Origin of the sequence: Vibrio sp. YT-16, assembly GCF_033337405.1 — a bacterium.
GTDB lineage: Bacteria > Pseudomonadota > Gammaproteobacteria > Enterobacterales > Vibrionaceae > Vibrio > Vibrio alginolyticus.
Genome location: NZ_JAWOQQ010000001.1, coordinates 724,008 through 745,591, shown reverse-complemented (window position 1 = coordinate 745,591; position 21,584 = coordinate 724,008). Strand labels below are relative to the sequence as shown.

Annotated in this window: 21 protein-coding genes and 1 tRNA gene; 15 read left to right on the top strand and 7 right to left on the bottom strand. The window is 44.5% G+C overall.

Annotated features, from left to right (window positions below; genetic code table 11):
• Positions 1 to 80 precede the first annotated feature (80 nt).
• From R7F07_RS03305 to luxS, 10 genes are all read left to right on the top strand, one after another.
• Positions 81 to 157: transfer RNA gene (locus R7F07_RS03305), tRNA-Arg, on the top strand.
• Between the two features lie 553 nt (positions 158 to 710).
• Positions 711 to 968: an oxaloacetate decarboxylase subunit gamma gene (locus R7F07_RS03300; protein WP_005379932.1), complete on the top strand. Its 258-nt coding sequence runs from the start codon at positions 711 to 713 to the stop codon at positions 966 to 968.
• A gap of 31 nt (positions 969 to 999) precedes the next feature.
• Positions 1,000 to 2,784: a sodium-extruding oxaloacetate decarboxylase subunit alpha gene (gene oadA / locus R7F07_RS03295; RefSeq protein WP_104979686.1), complete on the top strand. Its 1,785-nt coding sequence runs from the start codon at positions 1,000 to 1,002 to the stop codon at positions 2,782 to 2,784.
• Positions 2,785 to 2,793: 9 nt separating this feature from the next.
• Positions 2,794 to 3,924, top strand: a complete 1,131-nt coding sequence (locus R7F07_RS03290) for a sodium ion-translocating decarboxylase subunit beta (RefSeq protein ID WP_005379935.1) — start codon at positions 2,794 to 2,796, stop codon at positions 3,922 to 3,924.
• A 123-nt stretch (positions 3,925 to 4,047) separates the two neighbouring features.
• Positions 4,048 to 4,998 (top strand): NADP-dependent oxidoreductase, encoded by a 951-nt coding sequence (locus R7F07_RS03285; protein WP_171343189.1) that lies wholly within the window; start codon positions 4,048 to 4,050, stop codon positions 4,996 to 4,998.
• Positions 4,992 to 5,453, top strand: a complete 462-nt coding sequence (locus R7F07_RS03280) for a YqaA family protein (protein ID WP_005379938.1) — start codon at positions 4,992 to 4,994, stop codon at positions 5,451 to 5,453. The genes R7F07_RS03285 and R7F07_RS03280 overlap by 7 nt, the downstream gene beginning before the upstream one ends.
• A gap of 9 nt (positions 5,454 to 5,462) precedes the next feature.
• Positions 5,463 to 8,306 (top strand): M16 family metallopeptidase, encoded by a 2,844-nt coding sequence (locus R7F07_RS03275; protein ID WP_017820389.1) that lies wholly within the window; start codon positions 5,463 to 5,465, stop codon positions 8,304 to 8,306.
• Positions 8,307 to 8,462: 156 nt separating this feature from the next.
• A complete protein-coding gene (gshA, locus tag R7F07_RS03270; protein WP_064368762.1) occupies positions 8,463 to 10,031 on the top strand; it encodes a glutamate--cysteine ligase in 1,569 nt (522 codons plus the stop codon).
• A 23-nt stretch (positions 10,032 to 10,054) separates the two neighbouring features.
• The gene (locus tag R7F07_RS03265; RefSeq protein WP_171343190.1) at positions 10,055 to 10,660 is read left to right on the top strand and encodes a hypothetical protein; all 606 of its coding nucleotides are present in this window, start codon (positions 10,055 to 10,057) and stop codon (positions 10,658 to 10,660) included.
• Positions 10,661 to 10,744: 84 nt separating this feature from the next.
• Entirely contained in the window at positions 10,745 to 11,263 is a 519-nt protein-coding gene (luxS, locus tag R7F07_RS03260) for an S-ribosylhomocysteine lyase (RefSeq protein ID WP_005379945.1), read from the top strand.
• Positions 11,264 to 11,331: 68 nt separating this feature from the next.
• Here luxS and R7F07_RS03255 read toward each other — a convergent pair whose 3' ends face one another.
• Together R7F07_RS03255 and R7F07_RS03250 are read right to left on the bottom strand one after the other, a co-directional pair.
• Positions 11,332 to 12,612: an HlyC/CorC family transporter gene (locus R7F07_RS03255; RefSeq protein ID WP_171343191.1), complete on the bottom strand. Its 1,281-nt coding sequence runs from the start codon at positions 12,610 to 12,612 to the stop codon at positions 11,332 to 11,334.
• A 124-nt stretch (positions 12,613 to 12,736) separates the two neighbouring features.
• Positions 12,737 to 13,531 carry an inner membrane protein YpjD gene (locus R7F07_RS03250; RefSeq protein WP_005379950.1) on the bottom strand — a complete coding sequence of 265 codons (795 nt, stop codon included), beginning with the start codon at positions 13,529 to 13,531 and terminating at the stop codon, positions 12,737 to 12,739.
• 224 nt (positions 13,532 to 13,755) lie between these two features.
• Here R7F07_RS03250 and ffh point away from each other — a divergent pair, with 224 nt between their 5' ends.
• The 5 genes from ffh to rplS all read left to right on the top strand — a co-directional run bounded on the left by ffh (position 13,756) and on the right by rplS (position 17,357).
• The gene (ffh, locus tag R7F07_RS03245; protein WP_005385423.1) at positions 13,756 to 15,138 is read left to right on the top strand and encodes a signal recognition particle protein; all 1,383 of its coding nucleotides are present in this window, start codon (positions 13,756 to 13,758) and stop codon (positions 15,136 to 15,138) included.
• A 209-nt stretch (positions 15,139 to 15,347) separates the two neighbouring features.
• Positions 15,348 to 15,596, top strand: a complete 249-nt coding sequence (gene rpsP / locus R7F07_RS03240) for a 30S ribosomal protein S16 (protein ID WP_005379962.1) — start codon at positions 15,348 to 15,350, stop codon at positions 15,594 to 15,596.
• Between the two features lie 29 nt (positions 15,597 to 15,625).
• The gene (gene rimM, locus R7F07_RS03235) at positions 15,626 to 16,174 is read left to right on the top strand and encodes a ribosome maturation factor RimM (RefSeq protein ID WP_005379964.1); all 549 of its coding nucleotides are present in this window, start codon (positions 15,626 to 15,628) and stop codon (positions 16,172 to 16,174) included.
• Between the two features lie 27 nt (positions 16,175 to 16,201).
• Complete coding sequence (gene trmD / locus R7F07_RS03230) at positions 16,202 to 16,963, top strand: tRNA (guanosine(37)-N1)-methyltransferase TrmD (protein WP_005385420.1); 762 nt, start codon at positions 16,202 to 16,204, stop codon at positions 16,961 to 16,963.
• 40 nt (positions 16,964 to 17,003) lie between these two features.
• On the top strand, positions 17,004 to 17,357 hold the full coding sequence (gene rplS, locus R7F07_RS03225; RefSeq protein WP_005379971.1) for a 50S ribosomal protein L19: 354 nt from the start codon (positions 17,004 to 17,006) through the stop codon (positions 17,355 to 17,357).
• 312 nt (positions 17,358 to 17,669) lie between these two features.
• Here the strand turns inward: rplS and yacG are convergent, their stop codons facing one another.
• The 5 genes from yacG to R7F07_RS03200 form a co-directional block, all read right to left on the bottom strand.
• Positions 17,670 to 17,864: a DNA gyrase inhibitor YacG gene (gene yacG, locus R7F07_RS03220; RefSeq protein ID WP_017635922.1), complete on the bottom strand. Its 195-nt coding sequence runs from the start codon at positions 17,862 to 17,864 to the stop codon at positions 17,670 to 17,672.
• A 158-nt stretch (positions 17,865 to 18,022) separates the two neighbouring features.
• Positions 18,023 to 18,763: a cell division protein ZapD gene (zapD, locus tag R7F07_RS03215; protein ID WP_017820392.1), complete on the bottom strand. Its 741-nt coding sequence runs from the start codon at positions 18,761 to 18,763 to the stop codon at positions 18,023 to 18,025.
• Positions 18,764 to 18,790: 27 nt separating this feature from the next.
• The gene (gene coaE, locus R7F07_RS03210) at positions 18,791 to 19,405 is read right to left on the bottom strand and encodes a dephospho-CoA kinase (protein ID WP_017635920.1); all 615 of its coding nucleotides are present in this window, start codon (positions 19,403 to 19,405) and stop codon (positions 18,791 to 18,793) included.
• Positions 19,406 to 20,275 (bottom strand): prepilin peptidase, encoded by an 870-nt coding sequence (locus tag R7F07_RS03205; RefSeq protein ID WP_025768182.1) that lies wholly within the window; start codon positions 20,273 to 20,275, stop codon positions 19,406 to 19,408. It lies immediately after the preceding gene.
• Between the two features lie 64 nt (positions 20,276 to 20,339).
• Positions 20,340 to 21,563 carry a type II secretion system F family protein gene (locus R7F07_RS03200; RefSeq protein ID WP_171343192.1) on the bottom strand — a complete coding sequence of 408 codons (1,224 nt, stop codon included), beginning with the start codon at positions 21,561 to 21,563 and terminating at the stop codon, positions 20,340 to 20,342.
• Positions 21,564 to 21,584: the final 21 nt, after the last annotated feature.

The following is a 21,584-nucleotide window of genomic DNA, read 5'->3' as shown; positions in this document are numbered from 1 at the left end:
GAGGTTCGAATCCTCCAGGACGCGCCACTTATTAAAGGGTAATGCCCTGATGTTGACGAAAGTCGATATCGAAAACTTGCGCGTCCTTAGCTCAGCTGGATAGAGTACCTGGCTACGAACCAGGCGGTCGGAGGTTCGAATCCTCCAGGACGCGCCACTCATTGAAACAGCCTCGCAATTGCGAGGCTTTTTTGTATCTAGACATCTGAAATATGGCGTAGGATCACTAGAGCCCATGTTCCTCTTTTTTAAAAGCGAATATGTGCGTATCTAAGCAATTTGCTATCAAGCTTCTGTCGCATCGTGTGAAATCATCCTGATTATCCCTCCTATACACTGACTTCCATTTTTCATTTCAATTACTCTCATGTAGTCACTTTGTTTGTTATTTGTTTATTGATTGTTAATTTTGTTCATCTTTTTGTTTTTGTTGGTTTTTACTTCGTGAGTCCCGATTTGATTTTGAAATCTAAATCGCAGTTTTTATTTATGTCCTCCTTTACTCTGTTCGTAAGGTGATAGCGATTTGAAGTGATTATTTTGTCATGAACTGTGATCTGGGTAGTGAATAAATAATCATTTATCAGGATTACTACAAACCTTCCTTAAACAAAATTGACAAAATTTAACCAATCGAGATAATCCATGGGTCGGGATTTGACACTATTAAAGTCCTGCACGTTGTCAGGATGACAAAGAAAGGAAGCAACATGACTAATATAGGAAGCCTGCTAGTAGATGCGGCCACCCTGATGCTAACGGGGATGGCGGTCGTATTTATTTTCCTCACTATTCTTGTTTATCTCGTTCGGTTAATGTCGAAATTGGTACCAGAAGAAGTACCAGAGCCGATCGCAGCACCAAAAACAAACACTAATATTCAATCAACCTCTTCAGCTGTTAGTCCACAAGTAGTGGCGGCGATCTCGGCTGCGATTCATAAACATCGCGCCTCATTCGCGAAGTAGCCGAACTAGGATTAAAAAGGAGTTTAAGAGCATGTCTAAACCACTAGCTATTACTGATGTGGTCCTTCGTGATGCCCATCAATCACTATTTGCTACGCGTATGCGTATTGAGGATATGCTGCCTATCGCAGCTGAGTTGGATAAGGTTGGTTACTGGTCTCTAGAGACTTGGGGTGGTGCAACATTTGATTCTTGTATTCGATTCTTAGGGGAAGACCCTTGGGAGCGTTTACGTGAACTAAAAAAAGCGATGCCTAATACACCAATGCAAATGCTACTGCGTGGTCAAAACCTTTTAGGATACCGCCATTATGCCGACGACGTAGTAGAAAAGTTTGTTGAACGCGCGCATGCTAACGGCATGGATGTATTCCGTATTTTTGATGCAATGAATGACGTGCGAAACTTCCAGAAAGCCGTGAAAGCAACGGTTGATGTTGGTGCGCATGCTCAAGGTACGTTGTCTTACACAACGAGCCCAGTGCATAACGCAGACACTTGGGTTGACTTGGCAAAACGCCTAGAGGATTTAGGTTGTCATTCGCTGTGTATTAAAGATATGTCTGGCTTACTTAAGCCTTATGAAGCGGAAGAGCTTATCACGCGTATCAAAGCGTCTTGTGATGTGCCATTGGCACTTCATTGTCATGCAACAACGGGGCTGTCTACAGCAACAGCGGTAAAAGCAGTAGAAGCCGGTATTGATATTCTTGATACTGCGATTTCTTCAATGAGTTGTACCTACGGCCATACACCGACTGAAACGGTAGTCGCTATGCTAGAAGGCACCGAGCGAGATACCAATTTGAAACTCGAGCAACTGGAACCTATCGCCGCATATTTCCGTGAGGTACGTAAGAAGTATGCGAAGTGGGAAGGCCAGTTAAAAGGAGTCGATTCACGCATCCTGATTGCTCAAGTGCCTGGTGGTATGCTGACCAATATGGAAGGCCAGTTGAAAGAGCAGGGTGCTGCGGATCGCATTGATGAAGTATTAGAAGAGATCCCTCGTGTACGTAAAGATCTTGGTTTCATTCCATTGGTGACTCCAACTTCACAGATCGTCGGTACGCAAGCGGTGATTAACGTTCTTACTGGCGAGCGCTATAAGAGTATTACCAAGGAAACCGCTGGCCTATTGAAAGGTGAGTACGGTCAAGCGCCAGCCGAGTTAAATGCAGAACTGCAAGCGAAAGTGCTTGATGGTAAAGAGCCAATTAGCTGTCGTCCTGCCGATTTACTTGAGCCTGAAATGGAGACGCTTACGGTTGATCTGATGGAGAAAGCGAAATCAGAAGGCATTAAGCTAGCAAGTGAGCGTGTTGATGACGTACTCACTTATGCACTTTTCCCTCAAGTTGGGCTTAAGTTCCTTAAGAATCGTGAAAACCCAGAAGCATTTGAGCCAGCACCAACGCTAGAAGCTGCGAAGCCTGCTGTACCTGCAGCTCAACCAGCAACTGGTGGTGTAGAAACTTATAGTGTACGTGTTGACGGGCAGGTGTATGAGGTGGAAGTTGGCCCTCAAGGTGAACTGACATCTGTTGCTCCTTCTAATGCACCGGCAAAATCGGCTACACCTAGCACACCTTCTAATGCTTCAGCTGAAGCGGTGCCTGCTCCTCTTGCAGGTAACATCTTCAAAGTGAATGTTCAGCCTGGTGCTGAGGTAGCTGAAGGCGATGTATTGCTCATCCTTGAAGCGATGAAAATGGAAACTGAAGTACGAGCGGCGCGTGGTGGTGTGGTTCAAGAGCTGAACGTTAAAGAAGGCGATGCTGTCACAGTAGGTGCGCCTCTGTTGAGCCTAGCGTAAGGGAGTATCATGGACGGATTGTTAACCCTTTGGGCAGAAACAGGGATCGCTAACTTCGAGTTCGGCCAAATCTGTATGATGCTGGTTGGTTGTACCTTGCTGTTTTTGGCAATTAAAAAAGGATTTGAACCTTTACTGTTATTGCCGATTGGTTTCGGTGCTATTTTGGCGAATATTCCAAATGCTGGCTTTACTGAGCCTGGTGGCTTGCTCTACTACGTTTACTACATTGGGATTGAATCGGGTGTGTTCCCGCTATTGATCTTCATGGGTGTGGGCGCGATGACCGACTTTGGTGCTTTGATCGCAAACCCAAAAACGTTGTGGTTAGGTGCGGCTGCGCAGTTTGGTATTTTTGCAACACTGTTTGGCGCTATTTTACTCAACTATGTACCTGGCATGGAGTTTTCCATGGCGGATGCATCGTCTATCGCGATCATCGGTGGTGCTGATGGGCCAACAGCGATTTTCTTAGCGAGTAAGCTCTCTCCAGATCTGCTAGGTGCGATTGCAGTCGCGGCATACAGCTATATGGCATTGGTGCCGATCATCCAGCCACCAATCATGAAAGCACTGACAACCAAGGAAGAGCGTCAAATCAAGATGGCTCAGCTTCGTCATGTTGGTAAATGGGAGAAAGTCATCTTCCCGCTTGCTGTATTACTGATGACGATTCTGTTCTTACCTTCAGCTACGCCATTGGTTGGTATGTTCTGTTTGGGTAACTTGATGCGTGAAGCTGGTGTGGTCGATCGTTTATCGAAAACTGCTCAAAATGAATTGATCAACATAGTGACTATCTTTTTAGGTCTTGGTGTTGGTTCTAAGCTGCAAGCTGAGCAGTTCTTGAACCTAGAAACGTTAGGTATCTTGGGGTTAGGCGCAGTTGCATTTAGTATCGGTACTGGTGCGGGCGTCCTGATGGCGAAACTGCTTAACAAGTTCTCGAAAGAAGATATCAACCCACTTATTGGTGCGGCTGGCGTTTCTGCGGTACCAATGGCCGCGCGAGTCGTAAACAAAGTTGGTTTACAAGCTAACCCGCAAAACTTCTTGTTAATGCATGCGATGGGACCAAACGTTGCTGGTGTGCTGGGTTCAGCCGTTGCGGCAGGTATATTGTTAGCACTTGTTGGTTAGACATTATTGAAAATGGAATGATCAACCAATTTACAAAATCACGATTAACTTAGGTTAACAAAATGGTTTATAGTCAAAGGGATGCTTTCGCATCCCTTTTTGTTTTCTTGCAGGGAATGGTTTATGGAACACAAACAGATCGTTATCACTGAGTTTGGTGATGCCAACGTACTCGCGATTCAACATGCTTCTACACCATCACCACAGCTTGGTGAAGTCTTAGTAAAAGTCGCTTTTTCAGGCATAAATCCTATTGATGTCAAAACTCGAGCTGGGCTCGGTTGGGCGGCAGCGCAGAATAAGGATAATTTACCTTGGGTGCCAGGTTACGACATCTCAGGAAAAGTGATGTCTTGTGGAGAGGGGGCATCACGTTTTAATGAAGGTGATGAGGTGGCTGGATTTATTGGTTTCCCAGTTCGAGGCGGTGGTTACAGCCAATACATATGTGTTCCAGAAACTGAGTTAAGTCATGTTCCTAGCTCTGTCACTTTAGAGGCAGCTGCTGCATTACCGTTGGCGGGACAAACTGCGGCACAAGCTCTCAGTAAGGCTAATGTGAATGAAAACGATCGCGTACTTATCCTCGCTGGAGCCGGTGGTGTTGGACACCTTGCGGTACAAATTGCGATCGCGACGAAAGCGGAAGTCTTTACAACCTGCAGTGAACGAAATTTAGATTACCTTGCGACGCTCGGTGCTCATGCAGTGAACTATCAATTTGCACCAGTGTCAGAACGTGTTGAAGATGTTGATGTTTTGATTGATTTAGTAGGCGGAGATGCTGCGTTAGATGCGCTTAAATGCCTGAAAGACAATGCGAGAGTCATCACCGTTCCAACCATAACTGCTGAGCTGATTTGTGAAAAAGCCAAACTCCTAGGCTTTGAGGCTAGTGGCATGTTGGTTGAACCAGACCCTGCGCAGTTAGATACCTTGTTGTACATGGTGGGCGTTGGCTTACTGAAGACTGAAATTCAACAGGTTTATCCTATGAGTGATGTCATTGGTGCTCACCAGCAGGTCGAATCAGGAAGAACCAGAGGCAAGGTGTTGCTTGATATGACATGCTAGAAGCATTTAACACGAGTTTTGAAAGTTTAGCGCTTTGGTTTTCAGATTCAGCATTATGGGTGCTTTTCATGACCGGTTTTCTCAGTGCCACGTTGTTGCCTGGTGGTTCTGAGGCGGGCTTAGTTGCCACTCTCTCATTAAATCAATACTCCGTTTCTTCAATTGTTATGGTCGCTACTATCGGTAATACGCTTGGTGGCTTAACAAATTATTGGCTTGGCTTGTGGATTCCCAACAAAGCACAAGAGGAAAAGCACGGTCATACCGCATTAAAGTGGCTCTCTAAGTATGGCTATTGGGGGTTATTTTTTAGCTGGTTACCTGTAATTGGAGACCCGCTGTGTTTAGCCGCAGGGTGGCTAAGAATGAAGTTTCTGCCTTGCGTGATTTTAATATTTTTAGGAAAGGCTGCTAGGTATAGCTTACTTGCGGCCATCTATCTCGGATTATTTTAAGGAAAGTACATGAAGATGTTTTGGGTTGGCGCGTGTTCACTGTTGGTGATCACGGGCTGTGCATCAAATACGCCAGTTTCATCACTGCCGAAAGGGGTAACTTTCGTTGAGTCATCGAAAGCTGAAGAAGGCAAAGTTAAGATTCCATACCAAAAGTATAAACTCGATAATGGTTTAACGGTGATCTTAGCTCCTGAAGATTCTGACCCATTGGTCCATGTGGATGTGACTTACCATGTTGGTTCAGCTCGTGAAGAAGTGGGTAAGTCTGGTTTTGCGCATTTCTTTGAGCACATGATGTTCCAAGGTTCAGAGAACGTTGGTGACCAAGAGCACTTCAGAATCATCACAGAGGCTGGCGGCACGTTAAATGGTACAACAAACCGCGATCGTACTAACTACTTTGAAACTGTCCCTGCTAACCAGCTCGAGAAAATGCTGTGGTTAGAGTCTGACCGTATGGGCTTTTTGTTGGATGCGGTTTCTCAACGCAAATTTGAAATTCAGCGTTCTACTGTAAAAAATGAGCGAGCTCAGCGTTACGATAATCGTCCTTATGGCTTAATTTGGGAGCGCATGTCCGAAGCGCTATATCCTGAAGGTCATCCGTATTCGTGGCAAACCATTGGTTATGTTGAAGATCTTGATCGTGTTGATGTGAACGACCTCAAAGCGTTTTTCTTGCGTTGGTATGGCCCAAACAATGCGACTATCACGATCGGTGGTGACTTAGACGTTGAACAAACTCTAGAGTGGGTAAATAAGTACTTCGGTTCGATTCCTCGTGGCCCTGAGGTTGAAAATGCGCCGAAACAACCTGCAAAACTGCAAGAAGATAAATACATCACTCTAGAAGATCGTATTCAACAACCTATGGTGATGATCGCGTGGCCAACAACCTACAACGGCGAAGAAAGCCAAGCGTCTCTCGATACATTATCGGAAGTATTGGGTGGCGGTACCAACAGCGTGCTCTATCAAGACCTAGTGAAGACTCAAAAAGCGGTCGATGCTGGTTCATTCCATGACTGTGCTGAACTGGCGTGTAACTTTTACGTTTACGCAATGGGTGATTCTGGAGACAAAGGCGACCTATCAAAACTGTACGACGAGCTTTTACAATCACTGAATCAGTTTGCGGAAAAAGGCGTGACAGAAGATCGCCTTGAGCAGTTGAAGGGTAAAGCGGAAGCGGATGCTATTTTTGCTCTAGAAAGCGTTAAAGGTAAAGTGACTCAGTTGGCTTCCAACGAGACATTTTTCGGCGATCCTGATCGTCTTGAGCAACAGCTTGAACAAATCCGTGCAGTTACGCCGACTTCGGTAGAAAAAGCGTATACGGACTTTATCCAAGGTAAGAACAAAGTGACCCTAAGCGTGGTCCCAAAAGGAAAAACAGACCTTGTCGTAAAACCTGCGACCTTTGTGACACCAAAGCGGACGCTGCCAGAATATGAGAAGATTTCCGATGACCAATTGGCGTATCGTCGTGCGACCGATAACTTCGATCGCTCAGTGCAACCGCCAGTAGGAGAACCAGTGAAAGCGACGATGCCAGAGCTGTACGAGTTACATTTCAAGAATGGCTCAGAGCTGCTTGGTGCAGTTAGCGATGAAACGCCGACGGTGATGATGCAATTTAGTCTACCTGCCGGGACACGTTTTGTTGAAAAGGGTAAAGAAGGTCTTGCCCAATTGACCGCTGCGATGTTGCAAGAAGGTACAACGAAACGCAGTGTCGAAGAGATTCAAGCTGAGCTTGATAAACTGGGTAGTGTTATCTCTGTTAATGCCACAGGTTATACAACAAACATCAGTGTTTCTGCTCTAGAAAAGAACTTAGAGCCGACGTTAAAAATTGTCGAAGAGATGTTGCTGTCTCCTGCATTTAATCAAGATGATTTCGAGCGTGTAAAAATGCAAGCGCTTGAAGGCCTGGTATATGAGCACCAAAATCCAAGTTGGATGGCGTCACAAGCGAGTCGCCAGGTGCTCTATGGGGATTCGGTTTTTGCTCGACCAAAAGACGGCACGCAAGCAGGTGTCAGTGCATTAACGTTGGATGATGTCCGTGAATTCTACTCGAAGCATTACACGCCACAAAGTGCGCAAATCGTCGTTGTTGGTGACATCAATAAACAGGAAATTGAGCAGCAACTGACGTTCTGGAAAAACTGGCAAGATGAAGCTGCGCCATTGTATGCACCGCAAAGCATTGCTGCATTAGGTGAGCAAAAGATCCATCTTGTTGATAAACCAGGAGCGCCGCAAAGTGTGGTCATGATGGTTCGTCAAGGTATGCCTTACGACGCAACGGGCGATTTTTACCTAAGCCAACTGGCAAACTTCAATTTAGCTGGGAACTTCAATAGCCGCATTAACCAAAATCTACGTGAAGACAAGGGTTACACATACGGTGCTTACGGATATTTCTCTGGTAATCCAGAAACAGGCTCGGTGGTTTTCACCGCGCAAGTACGAGCGGATGCAACGGTTGCTTCGATCATTGAGATGGAAAATGAGCTAAATGAATACTCGCAGTCAGGTATTACTGATGAAGAGATGAAATTTATGCGTCAAGCGGTCGGTCAAAAAGATGCACTGAAATATGAAACGCCAACACAAAAAGCGGAGCTCATCAGTGATATTCTTAAGTACAACCTCGATCATGATTACTTGCAGCAAAGAAACGCTATCGTAGAAAAAGTCGATAAGCAGACGTTGAATGCGCTGGCTCAGAAATGGTTTGATCCAAATGACTATCAAATTATCGTCGTTGGTGATGCTAAATCGTTGCGTCCTCAATTAGAAAAGTTGGGGAAAGACGTAGAAGAGCTTGAAATCATTCGATAGAGTACACATTTAATAGCGGAGAAACGTTTCTCCGCTATTCATCTAGATAAGCAACTTTTCGTGGGTTATTTATCTAGATGCATTAACTATCAATAACTTAGCTTACACTTGTGTTATGTAACAAGTGTCCTGCTCCCAATATAAGCGAACCTCATTTTGACTGATTTTGCTGCGCGACTAAAAAAAGTTGCATCAAACCCCGAAGTATTTAAGCAGTTTGGACGCGGTGTTGAGCGAGAAACTTTGCGCTATCGTCAGGATGGACATCTAGCTACAACTCCTCATCCTGAAGGGTTAGGCTCTGCGTTCACAAATCAATGGATCACAACGGATTTTTCGGAATCATTGTTAGAGTTCATTACGCCTGTGTCACATGAAATTCCAGAACTGATGGCACAGCTGAAAGATATCCATCATTTCACTCAAACCAAAATGGGTGAAGAGAAAATGTGGCCACTATCAATGCCTTGCTACGTCGGCTCAGAGGATGATATTCAGTTAGCCCAGTATGGCTCTTCGAATGCAGCGAAAATGAAAACGCTGTACCGAGAAGGCCTAAAGCGTCGCTATGGCAGCCTGATGCAAATAATTTCAGGTGTCCATTTTAACTTCTCATTTCCTGAAACATTTTGGGATGCGCTCTATGGCGAGCAAGATGAACAAGCCCGCCAAGATGCTAAGTCTGATGCGTACTTTGCGTTGATCCGTAATTACTACCGCTTTGGCTGGATGATTCCCTACTTCTTTGGTGCATCGCCAGCGTTATGTGGCTCTTTTATTCAAGGACGTGAAACCGATCTGCCATTCGAGAAGATTGGCGGGACATTATATTTGCCGAAGTCGACGTCTTTGCGTTTGAGCGATCTTGGCTATACCAATAGTGCACAAAGTGTGCTGAAAATTGGTTTTAACAGTATTGACCAATACCTCGATGGTTTGAGTGATGCGATTCGCCACCCATCAGAAGAGTTTGCGAAAATTGGGGTAAAAGTGGATGGTGAATACCGCCAGCTTAATTCCAATATCTTACAAATTGAGAATGAACTGTACGCTCCGATTCGTCCAAAACGTGTATCGAAAAGTGGTGAGAAGCCTTCAGATGCGTTACGACGCGGTGGTGTCGAATACATTGAAGTTCGTTCTCTAGATGTTAACCCATTCAGCGCAGTGGGCTTAAATGAAGAGCAAGTACGATTCTTGGATCTCTTCCTTACCTGGGCGGCCTTGTCAGACTCAGACCCTATGGATAACTGTGAATTAGAGTGTTGGCGCGATAACTGGAATAAAGTCATTGTTTCAGGCCGTGAAAAAGGTCTAATGCTGCAAATTGGTTGCCAAGGTGAGCGTCTATCTCTACAAGATTGGGCACACCGAGTTTTCGTCGAGTTACGTCAAATAGCACAGCAAATGGATATGACCGCTGGTGGCAGTGCATACCAAGATGTGTGTAATCAACTCGAGACATGGATTGATAACCCAGAACTAACGATCTCTGGTCAACTATTAGAGCTAACGAAAGAGCTGGGTGGGCTAGGTAAAGTCGGTTGTACTCTTGGTATGAAGTACCGTGATGAAAACCTAGCTCACGGTTATCAGTACTATTCACAAGATACGATGGAAACGGAAGTTGCGTCGTCCGTGGAAAAACAAAAGCAAGCAGAGCAGAGTGACATGCTTTCTTTTGATGATTTTTTGGAAGATTACTTTGCTTACCTGAAGCAGTAATGACTAACTAAGGATTGGTGGGGTTGAACATTAAGTCGTTAGTAGTAGCGGTACTTGGAAGCGTGTTACTTGCAGGTTGTGCTACGGCACCGCCAAAGCAGCAGAATAACTTATGCGAGATATTCCGAGAGAAATCCGGTTGGTACGATGATGCCAAAGATATGGAAGATGAATGGGGGACCCCTATTCATGTCGCTATGGCCATCATTAAACAAGAAAGCAGCTTTCGGCACGATGCAAAACCACCTAAAGATTATTTGCTAGGGTTTATTCCTTGGGGACGAGTCAGCAGTGCGTATGGTTATGCTCAAGCTCAAGACCCTGCTTGGGAAGACTTCCAAGATGCGACAGGTCAGGGGGGCTCTCGTACCAACTTCGATGATTCTATGATGTTTGTCGGTTGGTACACTCATGAAACACGGCGTCAGCTAGGGATTTCATTATGGGATCCCTATAACCAGTATCTGGCTTATCATGAAGGGCGAGGTGGATATAAGCGAGGCACTTATAATCGAAAACCTAGTTTAATCAAAGTCGCTCGACGTGTTGAACAAACAGCGAAAACTTATGGCTGGCAGCTGAAGCAATGTCGTCAGGAATTAGAAGACAACAGCAGCTGGTTCTTTTAGCCCACAGTCTGTTCATGTGCTGTAGGGATGAATGACATTTATCCATTACCGAAAGGTACTGGAGTTACAATCAGGAGAGATGTAATGCCTTTACTCGATAGTTTTACCGTGGACCACACTCGTATGAATGCACCCGCTGTACGAGTGGCGAAAACCATGCAGACCCCAAAAGGGGATACGATTACTGTTTTCGACTTACGCTTTACTGCGCCAAACAAAGACATTCTTTCTGAAAAAGGTATTCACACCCTAGAGCACCTTTATGCAGGCTTTATGCGTAATCACCTAAACGATGATTCTGTTGAGATCATCGATATTTCGCCTATGGGTTGCCGCACAGGTTTTTACATGAGCCTGATTGGCACACCATCAGAGCAGCAAGTCGCAGATGCTTGGATTGCAGCAATGGAAGATGTGCTGAAGGTAGAAAGTCAGAATAAGATCCCTGAACTTAACGAATACCAATGCGGCACGGCAGCAATGCACTCTTTAAAAGAAGCACAACAGATCGCAAAGAACATTTTGGATGCTGGTGTTTCGGTGAACAAAAATGATGAACTTGCTTTGCCTGAGTCGATGTTAAAAGAGTTGCGCATCGACTAGGTGCTCATTAAGAAGCATATTGCCCCAATAAGTAAAAAAGCCTGACATGAGTCAGGCTTTTCTTTTGGTTATTTGGATGTCGATTTTTTCTTCTTCGGATAAACACGAACGAGCTTGATTCGGTTCTCTTCAATCTCAACAAGTTCCATTGGGTGACCCGCTACTCTCACGCTTAAATGGCTCTCTGGAATATCTTCCAGGTGCTCCAAAATAAGACCGTTTAACGTTCTTGGGCCATCCGTTGGTAAATCCCATTTCAGGCCTTTGTTAATATCTCGAATATTGGTGCTGCCTTCAATAAGAAAGCTTCCGTCACCTTGAGGACTGATTTCATCAGAGAGGCTTGGAGAAATTGACGTCGTGAACTCACCAATGATCTCTTCCAGAATATCTTCAAGAGTGATTAGACCGATGATATCACCGTACTCATCCACGATCAGACCGATACGTTGCTTGTTGCGTTGGAATTTCAACATTTGCACGTTCAGTGGTGTGCCTTCTGGGATGTAATAGACCTCATCAGCAGCACGTAATAGCGTTTCTTTGTTGAATTCGTTCTTTTCCAACATCAGACGATAAGCTTCACGCAAGCGCAGCATGCCAACCACTTCATCAATTTGGTCACGATAGAAAACTATGCGTCCATGTGGTGAGTGTGTTAGCTGGCGAACAATGGATTTCCAGTCGTCGTTAATATCAATACCGGTAATTTCATTGCGTGGGACCATAATGTCGTTCACGGTGACGTGCTCAAGATCTAAAATAGACACTAGCATGTCTTGGTGTCGGCGAGGGATCAAACCGCCAGCTTCATTTACCACCGTACGCAGCTCATCGGAGCTAAGATGATCTTCTGCTGAGTGATCCGCTCTTACACCAAGTAAGCGGATAAAGCCATTCGTAATAAAGTTAACAAGCATCACTAAAGGCGACAGTAACTTCATCAGTATGGTCAATAATATACTGCTCGCGTAGGACACACGTTCAGGGTAAAGCGCTGCAATTGTTTTAGGGGTAACCTCGGCAAAAACCAATACAACAATAGTTAGTGCACCGGTTGCGATAGCGACACCTAAATCACCATACAAACGCATACCAATAATGGTCGCGATCGCGGACGCGAGAATATTAACGAGGTTGTTGCCGATAAGAATAAGACCAATCAAACGATCTGGACGGTCTAATAGTCTTTCGACTCGCTTAGCACCCTTATGCCCGTTTTTGGCTAAGTGTTTTAAGCGATAACGATTCAGAGACATCATCCCTGTTTCTGAACCGGAAAAGTAACCTGATATGACGATAAGACACGCGAGTAGCGCAAACAAGATACCCGTAGAGATGTCGTCCAAAACGTTGCTGTTCCTTGTAAGTATTGGGTTATATAACGGTTGAGTAAGTCCGTTAAGTCAAAGAGTTAAGGCGTACTGTATTTTATCTAGCCTAAAATATAAAGGATAGGAGCCCTAGAGCTCCTTAATTCAAGATGATTTCTTTTACAAAGCGACTGCCAAAATATGCCAGAGTTAACAGTGTTGCTCCTGCAACAGCGAACCATGTGACTTTTCTACCACGCCAGCCTTTTTGATAGTGACCCCAAAGCAGTATTGAGTACACCACCCAAGCGATGAAAGAAAGAATGCCCTTATGTGCCTTACCTTGGGCAAACATATCCTGCACAAAGACAAAGCCAGTAATGAGCGTGGCAGTTAACAATAAGTTACCGATCAAAATAATTTTGAAGAGTTGACGCTCCACCATTAATAGAGGCGGCAGGTTTGGGTTAATCGCCAAAGATTTTTTTGCTTTCAGTTTGTGATCCAGCCAAGCCAACTGAAGCGCATAGAGTGCCCCGATAGTTAAAGTCGCGTATGAGAAGAGCGCAAATGAAATATGAATGAGTAGCTTAGGGTCATTCTCTAGGTGCTTTATAAACGTGCTTGGCAAAAATGTGGCAGCAGATAAATTGATGGCAGCAAAGCTATAAACGACAGGCAATAAAAACCACAGTCGGTTTTTCAACATAGCAAGGCTCATGACCAGAGAAATAATAAAACTGATCAAAGAAGCCACGTTGAGAATACTCAGGTTTTGACCTGAACCATCAAAGATCAGATCACTCAAAATCCACGCATGAAAAACAAGCGCACAGGCAGCACTAGCAAACACTGTTTTTGCTTTGATTCCTGACTGTTGTGAGAGTCCGGGTATGATGGTCGCAATCGCCAAGACATAAAGTATGGCGGCCGCGATGGCTATTAAGCTATCCATGAATCCTAAATATTATTGTGCACGATGGAGGAATTATACCTTGCATTACACTTTGGGGCTACGTTATATCCGACATCAATCGTGAGAGATGAGATATTGAAATTAATAAGTTACCGCACCATATATAAATAGAGACAAGAATAGGACAGCGGTACGGGTATGACTCAGACCTTGGCTAATGTATACTCACACTAATTAATCGCCATTTTAGCGAAGAGACAAAGATGTTTGAGAATTTAACGGATCGATTATCCAAAACGCTGAAAAATATCAGTGGTAAAGGTCGTCTGACCGAGGACAACATTAAAGAAACCCTACGTGAAGTCCGAATGGCTCTACTTGAAGCTGACGTTGCGCTTCCGGTCGTTCGTGAATTTGTGAACCGCGTTAAAGAAAAAGCGGTGGGCGTAGAAGTTTCTAAATCTCTGACTCCAGGTCAGGAATTTATCAAGATCGTTCAAACAGAACTTGAAGCCGTAATGGGTGAGTCGAATGAGGCGCTAAACCTTGCTGCTCAACCACCTGCTGTGCTTCTTATGGCTGGTCTACAAGGTGCGGGTAAAACCACATCGGTAGGTAAGTTATCTAAGCTTCTAAAAGAACGTGACAAGAAGAAAGTTTTGGTTGTGTCTGCCGACGTTTACCGTCCTGCGGCAATCAAGCAGCTTGAAACACTGGCATCAGACATCGGTGTTGACTTCTTCCCATCATCACCAGACCAAAAGCCTATTGATATCGCCAATGCAGCGATTGACCATGCGAAGAAAAAATTCTACGACGTATTGATTGTCGATACCGCAGGTCGTTTGGCAATTGATGAAGAGATGATGGGGGAGATCAAAGATCTTCACGCAGCTATCAACCCAGTAGAAACGCTATTTGTTGTTGACGCCATGACGGGTCAAGATGCAGCAAATACAGCAAAAGCCTTTGGCGATGCGCTACCTCTTACCGGTGTAGTTCTAACTAAGGTTGATGGTGATGCTCGTGGTGGTGCGGCACTTTCAGTACGCCATGTCACGGGCAAACCAATCAAATTCTTGGGTGTCGGTGAAAAAACTGACGCGCTAGAACCGTTCCACCCAGATCGTGTTGCTTCACGTATTCTTGGCATGGGTGACGTTCTGTCTTTGATTGAAGACCTACAACGCAACGTTGACCAAGAAAAGGCAGAAAAGTTAGCGAAGAAGTTCAAAGAGAAGAAAGGTTTCGACCTTGAAGATTTCCGTGAACAGCTAGGCCAGATGCAAAACATGGGCGGCATGATGGGGATGATGGATAAGCTTCCAGGAATGTCCCAGCTACCAGACAATGTGAAAGATAAAGTCGATGACAAGATGTTCAAACAGATGGAAGCGATCATCAGCTCCATGACAATGAAAGAACGTCAACGCCCAGAAATTATCAAGGGCTCGCGCAAGAAGCGTATCGCGGCTGGTTCTGGTGTGCAGGTTCAAGATGTAAACCGCTTACTAAAACAGTTCACCCAAATGCAGAAAATGATGAAAAAGATGCAAAAAGGTGGCATGAAAGGCATGATGCGCAACATGCAAGGCATGATGGGCGGCATGGGTGGTGGCGGTGGCTTCAACCCATTTGGTCGTTAATTAATCGATCACGCATAGATTCAGGGTGTTAGCTACGTCACAAACTTTAAATTCAATTTATGTTGGTGAAAAAGTAACTAAACTCCTTGCATTGCTCCGGGAGAAGAGTAAAATTCCGGAGCTTTATTTTGGCACGAGACCCCAAACTGTTTAATTTCTTGAATGGTTTTTGGGGTTAATTTTATTTTTGAGAAAGCAAAGAGGACGACATGGTAACCATTCGTTTGGCACGTCACGGCGCTAAAAAGCGTCCATTTTATCAAATCGTAGTAGCGGACAGCCGCAACGCTGCAACTGGCCGTTTCATCGAGAAAGTTGGTTTCTTCAACCCAACTGCTAAAGGTCAAGAAGAAGGTCTACGTCTAGACCTAGACCGCGTTAACCACTGGGTTGGTCAAGGCGCGTCAGTATCTGACCGTGTTGCTAAGCTAGTTAAAGACGCTCAAAAAGCGGCTTAATTTTTTACTTGAAAAGTAGAAACTAGTTTATGTCGATGAAAGGTAAAGAAACAATGAGCAACGAAAAGATTGTTGTAGGCAAGTTTGGTGCTACTTACGGCATTCGTGGTTGGCTTAAGGTTTTTTCCTACACAGACAATGCTGAAAGCATTTTCGATTACAGCCCTTGGTACATTAACCAAAAGGGCAAGTGGGTTGAGTACAAAGTAGAAAGCTGGAAGCGTCATAACAAAGGTATGGTGGCTAAGCTGGAAGGCATGGATGTTCGTGAAGACGCGCATCTAATGACGAACTTTGAAATTGCTATTGACCCTGCGGTACTTCCTGAATTGTCAGAAGATGAGTTCTACTGGCGCGAATTGTTTGGGATGCAAGTTGTAACCACTAAAGGTTACGATCTAGGTGTTGTTACTGACATGCTAGAAACTGGCTCAAACGATGTTCTGGTTGTTAAAGCAAATCTTAAAGATGCTTTCGGGCAGAAGGAACGATTAATCCCGTTCCTTGAAGAGCAAGTGATCATTAATGTTGATCGCGAAGCTCAACGGATCGAAGTTGACTGGGATCCTGGATTCTAATCTCCAAAATTACAGAGCGAGATAAACATGTGGGTTGGCGTTATTAGCCTTTTTCCAGAAATGTTCCGTTCTGTTACTGATTTTGGAGTAACAGGTCAAGCGGTTAAAAAAGGTCTTTTGTCGATTGAGACTTGGAATCCTAGAGATTTCACTCACGACAAACATCGCACAGTCGATGACCGACCTTACGGTGGTGGCCCTGGTATGTTAATGATGGTTCAGCCTTTGCGCGATGCCATTCATACCGCGAAAGCAGCCTCACCGGGCAAGACGAAAGTCATCTACCTTTCTCCTCAAGGTCGCAAGCTCGACCAGAAAGGAGTGGAAGAACTGGCAACGAATGAGAACTTGCTTCTGATTTGTGGTCGTTATGAAGGGGTAGATGAGCGCATCATTCAATCTGAAGTCGACGAAGAATGGTCGATTGGTGATTTTGTGATGACGGGTGGTGAGATACCAGCCATGACGTTAATCGACTCTGTCTCTCGGTTTGTTCCGGGTGTACTAGGGGATTTCGCGTCAGCAGAAGAAGACTCTTTTGCAAATGGCTTGTTAGATTGCCCTCACTATACGCGTCCAGAAGTATTGGATGACAAAGAGGTACCAGCGGTACTGATGTCAGGCAATCACAAGGACATTCGTCAATGGCGACTCAAGCAGTCGTTGGGCCGTACTTGGCTAAGAAGACCAGAGCTCCTGGAAAACCTAGCTCTGACTGACGAACAGGAACAATTACTTGCTGAGTTTGTTAATGAGCATAAAGCTATTAAAGAACATAACGCAAAGTAACCTAATTTATTTAGTATCAGTTTATTCTAGGAATTTAAAAATGAGTAACATCATCAAAGCTCTTGAAGAAGAGCAAATGAAATCAGACCTACCTAAATTTGCACCAGGTGACACTGTTGTAGTTCAAGTTAAGGTAAAAGAAGGTGACCGTGAGCGTCTACAGGCTTTCGAAGGCGTTGTAATCGCAATCCGTAACCGTGGTCTACACTCTGCTTTCACTGTACGTAAGATCTCTAACGGTGAAGGTGTTGAGCGTACGTTCCAAACACACTCTCCAATCGTTGATAGCATCGAAGTTAAACGCCGTGGTGCAGTACGTCGTGCCAAGTTGTACTACCTACGTGAGCGTTCTGGTAAGTCTGCTCGTATCAAAGAGAAACTTGCTAAGAAGTAATGCTATAACTAGCGTTCTCATCTTAAACGGAGTCCTTTTAGGGCTCCGTTTTTTTATTTGTGTAATTAGCTTGCTCGTTTCTTTTCACCCGACCTGAACTGTCGATGCTCATGCACTGATGTACACTCCACGCCTCTGCCTTGCTGTGAATAGATTCCTGATGTCGCTATGGCTCCTCGGAATGACGGGAATTGATAGCCAAAGATTACAGGGTACCGCGGTTAAAATTCGTCATTCTGGACAGCGACGAAGGAGCGTGATTCAGATTCCCCAAGAAGGAACCTAGGGTATTCCTTTACCCTAGGTCTCAATTTAATACTGGTCTTCAGACCAGCCATCACTATCGGACATATCGGGTGCGCCTGGGATGGTGTTTTCTTCATCTGCCCATTCACCAAAATCAATCATTTGGCATTGTTTACTGCAGAAAGGGCGATGAGGACTTTGTTCTCCCCATTCTACGTCGGCGCCACATTGTGGACATTGAACGATGGTAACTTTAGACATAGTTGAGCGTCCCATTACTAATTGGTGTTAAAGGGTAGTATACCTAAACGAATTAAAGATGGCTTATTCAACGCGCTATTGCTGCTACGAAATTTTATCAAATATAAGCGCAATAAAGCGTTGAATTTTAGATTATGGAGGCGAGGCGTAGTGTCGTCTTAGCTGCAAACAGCAAGTTCAAATTCAATATCTTGTGTGCATGCTTGACCGTTTTCAAACGACATGAACTTGATCGCAAAGCGGTTTTTATGGCCTGAAATCATAGGATACACGCCATATTCCATTGGGATGTGAAGTCTTAGAATGTTGGCTTCATCAGCGTCACTTTGGAAGAAACCTGCACGACCGATTTGAGCTTTGAAATGTCCGGTCTCTCTAGTGAGCTTTAACCATAACGAAAGCGCATCAGATAAGGGCTTTAAGCTTGCTTGCCACTGTTGTGCATCACGCTTTTTACGTTCAATAGGTAGATGAAGCCAGTAGTGTAATGCTGGCAGATCAAAACAGCATGAACCACCCGGTAGATTAAAGCGTTGACGGATAGAGCTTAGGAAGCGATCTTCTTTTAATGCTTGGCCAAAACGTTCAGCACTCATTAGTTGGCTATGAACGACATCTATCTCTTGTAGCAAGGTATTTAATGCGTCTTGATCGACACCATCAACATTGAGCCAATGGCGGTACGACAGCCGTTGCTTCTCAAGATCTTTAGCCAGTTCACTTTTCAGTTGGATTTGTTCGAAGATCTCAACCATATCGAATAACGCACGGAAAAACAGTTGATACTGATGATTTTCGCTAAACCCAGAGGCCAAGTGAGCCTGACGCAGCAGAGACTCCACTCTTAGATAAATACGAGTTTTCTCATTTAACGGATGTTCAAATTTGTGCGTGGTCATCGACATAAGCCTTTGTGAGTTTCGTTCCTATTTTCGCAGATTTTTCTTACACATGGCTAGGTACTTTTCGTGCAAATCTGTGATTTGAAGCAAAAGATCAGGGTCACTTGGATTATTCTTAACCACATCGTCTGCAAGCGCGAGCCTTTGCTCTCTTGATGCTTGAGAGGCAAGGATGGCGCGAACTTGATCTTCACTCACATTGTCTCGTTTCATCGTGCGAGATATCTGTGTATTCGGTTCTACATCGACGACAAGAACGCGATCACACAAACTATCTAGCTTGTTTTCTACGAGCAACGGCACCACAAGTAACGCATACTCTGAAGTGACTTGCTGCAAATCTTCGATCATCTTTTCACGAATTATCGGGTGCAACAGTGCGTTGAGCCATGCTTTTTCATCTGAATTCGAAAAGATTTTTTCTCTCAGCTTTGCGCGATCTAAAGTTTGGTCTTCACGAACGATATCGTGACCAAAGTGTTCAATAATCGCGTTTAGGCCGGGAGTACCTGGTTCGACAACTTCTCTTGCTACAATGTCGGCATCAACGATATCGATTTTAAATTGTTGTTTGAACAGATTCGCGACGGTTGTTTTTCCACTAGCGATACCACCTGTTAAACCAATAACCAAAGCCATTTACACTCCTAGAACTGAAGTAAAGTACCAGTTTAAAATCTGCTCGCCCCAAATTAAGCTTATCCAACCAGCAATTGCTAAGTAAGGACCGAAAGGGAAAGCTTTTTCAATTCCCTGCTTTTGCAAGCGTAGTTGAATGATGCCAAATACGATGCCAACCACAGAAGAAAGTAGAATGATCATCGGCAGTGACTGCCAGCCCAGCCAAGCCCCTAGTGCTGCTAGTAGTTTAAAATCACCATATCCCATTCCTTCTTTACCAGTAAGTAGCTTAAAGCCCCAGTAAACGGACCAGAGACATAGGTAACCAGCAATAGCACCAATGACAGAATCTTGTAGAGTAACAGGACTTATTTCGACTAATGCTAAGGCAATGCCAGCCCAAGTTAATGGTAATGTTAATTGGTCAGGTAACAACATAGTATCGAGATCGATAAATGTTGCAGCGATTAAGATAAAAGTGAAAAAGAGTAGTGCAACGGTAAAGTAACTAAAACCAAAGTGGTAAGCGACAAAGCCTGAGCAGAATGCAGTGAGCAGTTCAATCAGTGGATAGCGTGTGCTAATGGTTGTCTGACAGTTGTGACATTTGCCTTTTAAAAGCAGCCAGCTAATCACAGGAATGTTGTCGCGAATACGTATCGGTGTTGCGCATTTCTGGCAGGAGGAGCGTGGGACGCTCAAGGTCAGCACTTCTTTAGGAGGTTCTATTTTGTATTCAGGAAATGACTCGGCACATTCGCGTCGCCATTCTAGTTCCATGATTTTAGGTAGTCGATAAATAACCACATTGAGGAAGCTACCCACGATAAGACCGAAGATGGTGGCAAACACAACGAATAGCCAAGGGTAGTACTGGAATACTTCCATATTTGTCTCTTGAGCGATGAGTGAAATCAGCAAGATGCTGTTTTAAAGGAGTTAACAGCTCATTCTAGCCCAATACACTCATTAAGTTAAAGATTGGCAAGTACATTGCTGTCACTAATCCGCCAACAACGATACCTAAAAAAACGATAATTAGTGGCTCTAGAATTTTACTAAGGTTGTCGACGGTGTTGTCGACTTCAAACTCGTAGATTGTTGCAACTTTATTGAGCATATCGTCAAGTCGACCAGACTCTTCACCGATCATAACCATTTGTAACACCAATTCAGGGAACACATTACAGTTGCGCATGGCTACATACATTGGCATACCTGCGGCGGTATCACGGTAAACTTCTTCTATGGCGAGTTGATAGTGCAAGTTTCCTGATGTTTTTGATGTAGTTTTTAAACTGGTTAGAATTGGAATGCCCGCTGTAAAGCTTGTGGCGAGTGTTCGACTAAATTTGGCGATAGCGGCTTTTGATAATACAGGGCCCAGGACAGGAAATTTAAGCACAGAGCGGTTGAGCATTAAGCGAAAAGAATCTGAACGCTTAGAGAGGATTCTCGCCGAAATGAATAAACTAATGGAGCCTAGTGCGATAAACGGACTCCAGTTTTGTGTCCAGGCGGAAAGATCTAATACTTGCCTGGTAAACCACGGTAAGTCAGCACCAAAACCAACAAACATTTTTTCAAACTCGGGAATGACTTTGGTGAGCATGATAAACGACACGCCTAACGCTACTAGCACTACCATCGCTGGGTAAATCAGTGCTTTGATCACTTTCGCACGGAGTTGTTCATTTTTTTCTCGGTAGGTGGCTAAGCGCTCGAACACTTCTGCTAAGTTACCGGATTGCTCACCTGTGGCGATAAGATCGGTATAGAGTGGGTCAAAGTGTTCACTTGCAGTGCGCATGGCTTTTGACATGGGCGTCCCCGCTTCAACGGCGCGTGTCACGCTCATCAAAATGGATTTCATCTCTGCTTTTTTATGATTTTCTGAGACCAATTTTAAAGCCTGAACTAAGGGTACACCGGTTATCAACATCGTCGAAATCTGACGGGTAAACACCGTGATGTCTCTGCCTTTCACGCGATGGCTGAGTTTAGTGAGAAACGAGATACTGCTTTTCTTTAACTTCTTGATCTTGATGTGCTGTGCGTCTAGACGCTCGCGTACTTCAATTTCTGTCATCGCGAGGGTTTGTCCAGACGTCTTTTTGCCAGAACTGTTGATGCCTTTCCAGCGGAAGTTTTTAAGTTGTGTTGTAGTGCTTTTCATAGAGGTGACTGCTGATTAAAG

Excerpts from the sequence above, each read along its gene's own strand:
- R7F07_RS03290 (WP_005379935.1), top strand. The coding sequence starts at position 2,794 with ATGGACGGATTGTTAACCCTTTGGGCAGAAACAGGGATCGCTAACTTC.
- ffh (WP_005385423.1), top strand. The coding sequence starts at position 13,756 with ATGTTTGAGAATTTAACGGATCGATTATCCAAAACGCTGAAAAATATC.
- rplS (WP_005379971.1), top strand. The coding sequence starts at position 17,004 with ATGAGTAACATCATCAAAGCTCTTGAAGAAGAGCAAATGAAATCAGAC.
- R7F07_RS03275 (WP_017820389.1), top strand. The coding sequence starts at position 5,463 with ATGAAGATGTTTTGGGTTGGCGCGTGTTCACTGTTGGTGATCACGGGC.
- zapD (WP_017820392.1), bottom strand. The coding sequence starts at position 18,763 with ATGACCACGCACAAATTTGAACATCCGTTAAATGAGAAAACTCGTATT.
- R7F07_RS03285 (WP_171343189.1), top strand. The coding sequence starts at position 4,048 with ATGGAACACAAACAGATCGTTATCACTGAGTTTGGTGATGCCAACGTA.
- luxS (WP_005379945.1), top strand. The coding sequence starts at position 10,745 with ATGCCTTTACTCGATAGTTTTACCGTGGACCACACTCGTATGAATGCA.
- oadA (WP_104979686.1), top strand. The coding sequence starts at position 1,000 with ATGTCTAAACCACTAGCTATTACTGATGTGGTCCTTCGTGATGCCCAT.
- yacG (WP_017635922.1), bottom strand. The coding sequence starts at position 17,864 with ATGTCTAAAGTTACCATCGTTCAATGTCCACAATGTGGCGCCGACGTA.
- R7F07_RS03280 (WP_005379938.1), top strand. The coding sequence starts at position 4,992 with ATGCTAGAAGCATTTAACACGAGTTTTGAAAGTTTAGCGCTTTGGTTT.
- R7F07_RS03205 (WP_025768182.1), bottom strand. The coding sequence starts at position 20,275 with ATGGAAGTATTCCAGTACTACCCTTGGCTATTCGTTGTGTTTGCCACC.
- R7F07_RS03300 (WP_005379932.1), top strand. The coding sequence starts at position 711 with ATGACTAATATAGGAAGCCTGCTAGTAGATGCGGCCACCCTGATGCTA.
- R7F07_RS03250 (WP_005379950.1), bottom strand. The coding sequence starts at position 13,531 with ATGGATAGCTTAATAGCCATCGCGGCCGCCATACTTTATGTCTTGGCG.
- coaE (WP_017635920.1), bottom strand. The coding sequence starts at position 19,405 with ATGGCTTTGGTTATTGGTTTAACAGGTGGTATCGCTAGTGGAAAAACA.
- trmD (WP_005385420.1), top strand. The coding sequence starts at position 16,202 with ATGTGGGTTGGCGTTATTAGCCTTTTTCCAGAAATGTTCCGTTCTGTT.
- R7F07_RS03200 (WP_171343192.1), bottom strand. The coding sequence starts at position 21,563 with ATGAAAAGCACTACAACACAACTTAAAAACTTCCGCTGGAAAGGCATC.
- rpsP (WP_005379962.1), top strand. The coding sequence starts at position 15,348 with ATGGTAACCATTCGTTTGGCACGTCACGGCGCTAAAAAGCGTCCATTT.
- rimM (WP_005379964.1), top strand. The coding sequence starts at position 15,626 with ATGTCGATGAAAGGTAAAGAAACAATGAGCAACGAAAAGATTGTTGTA.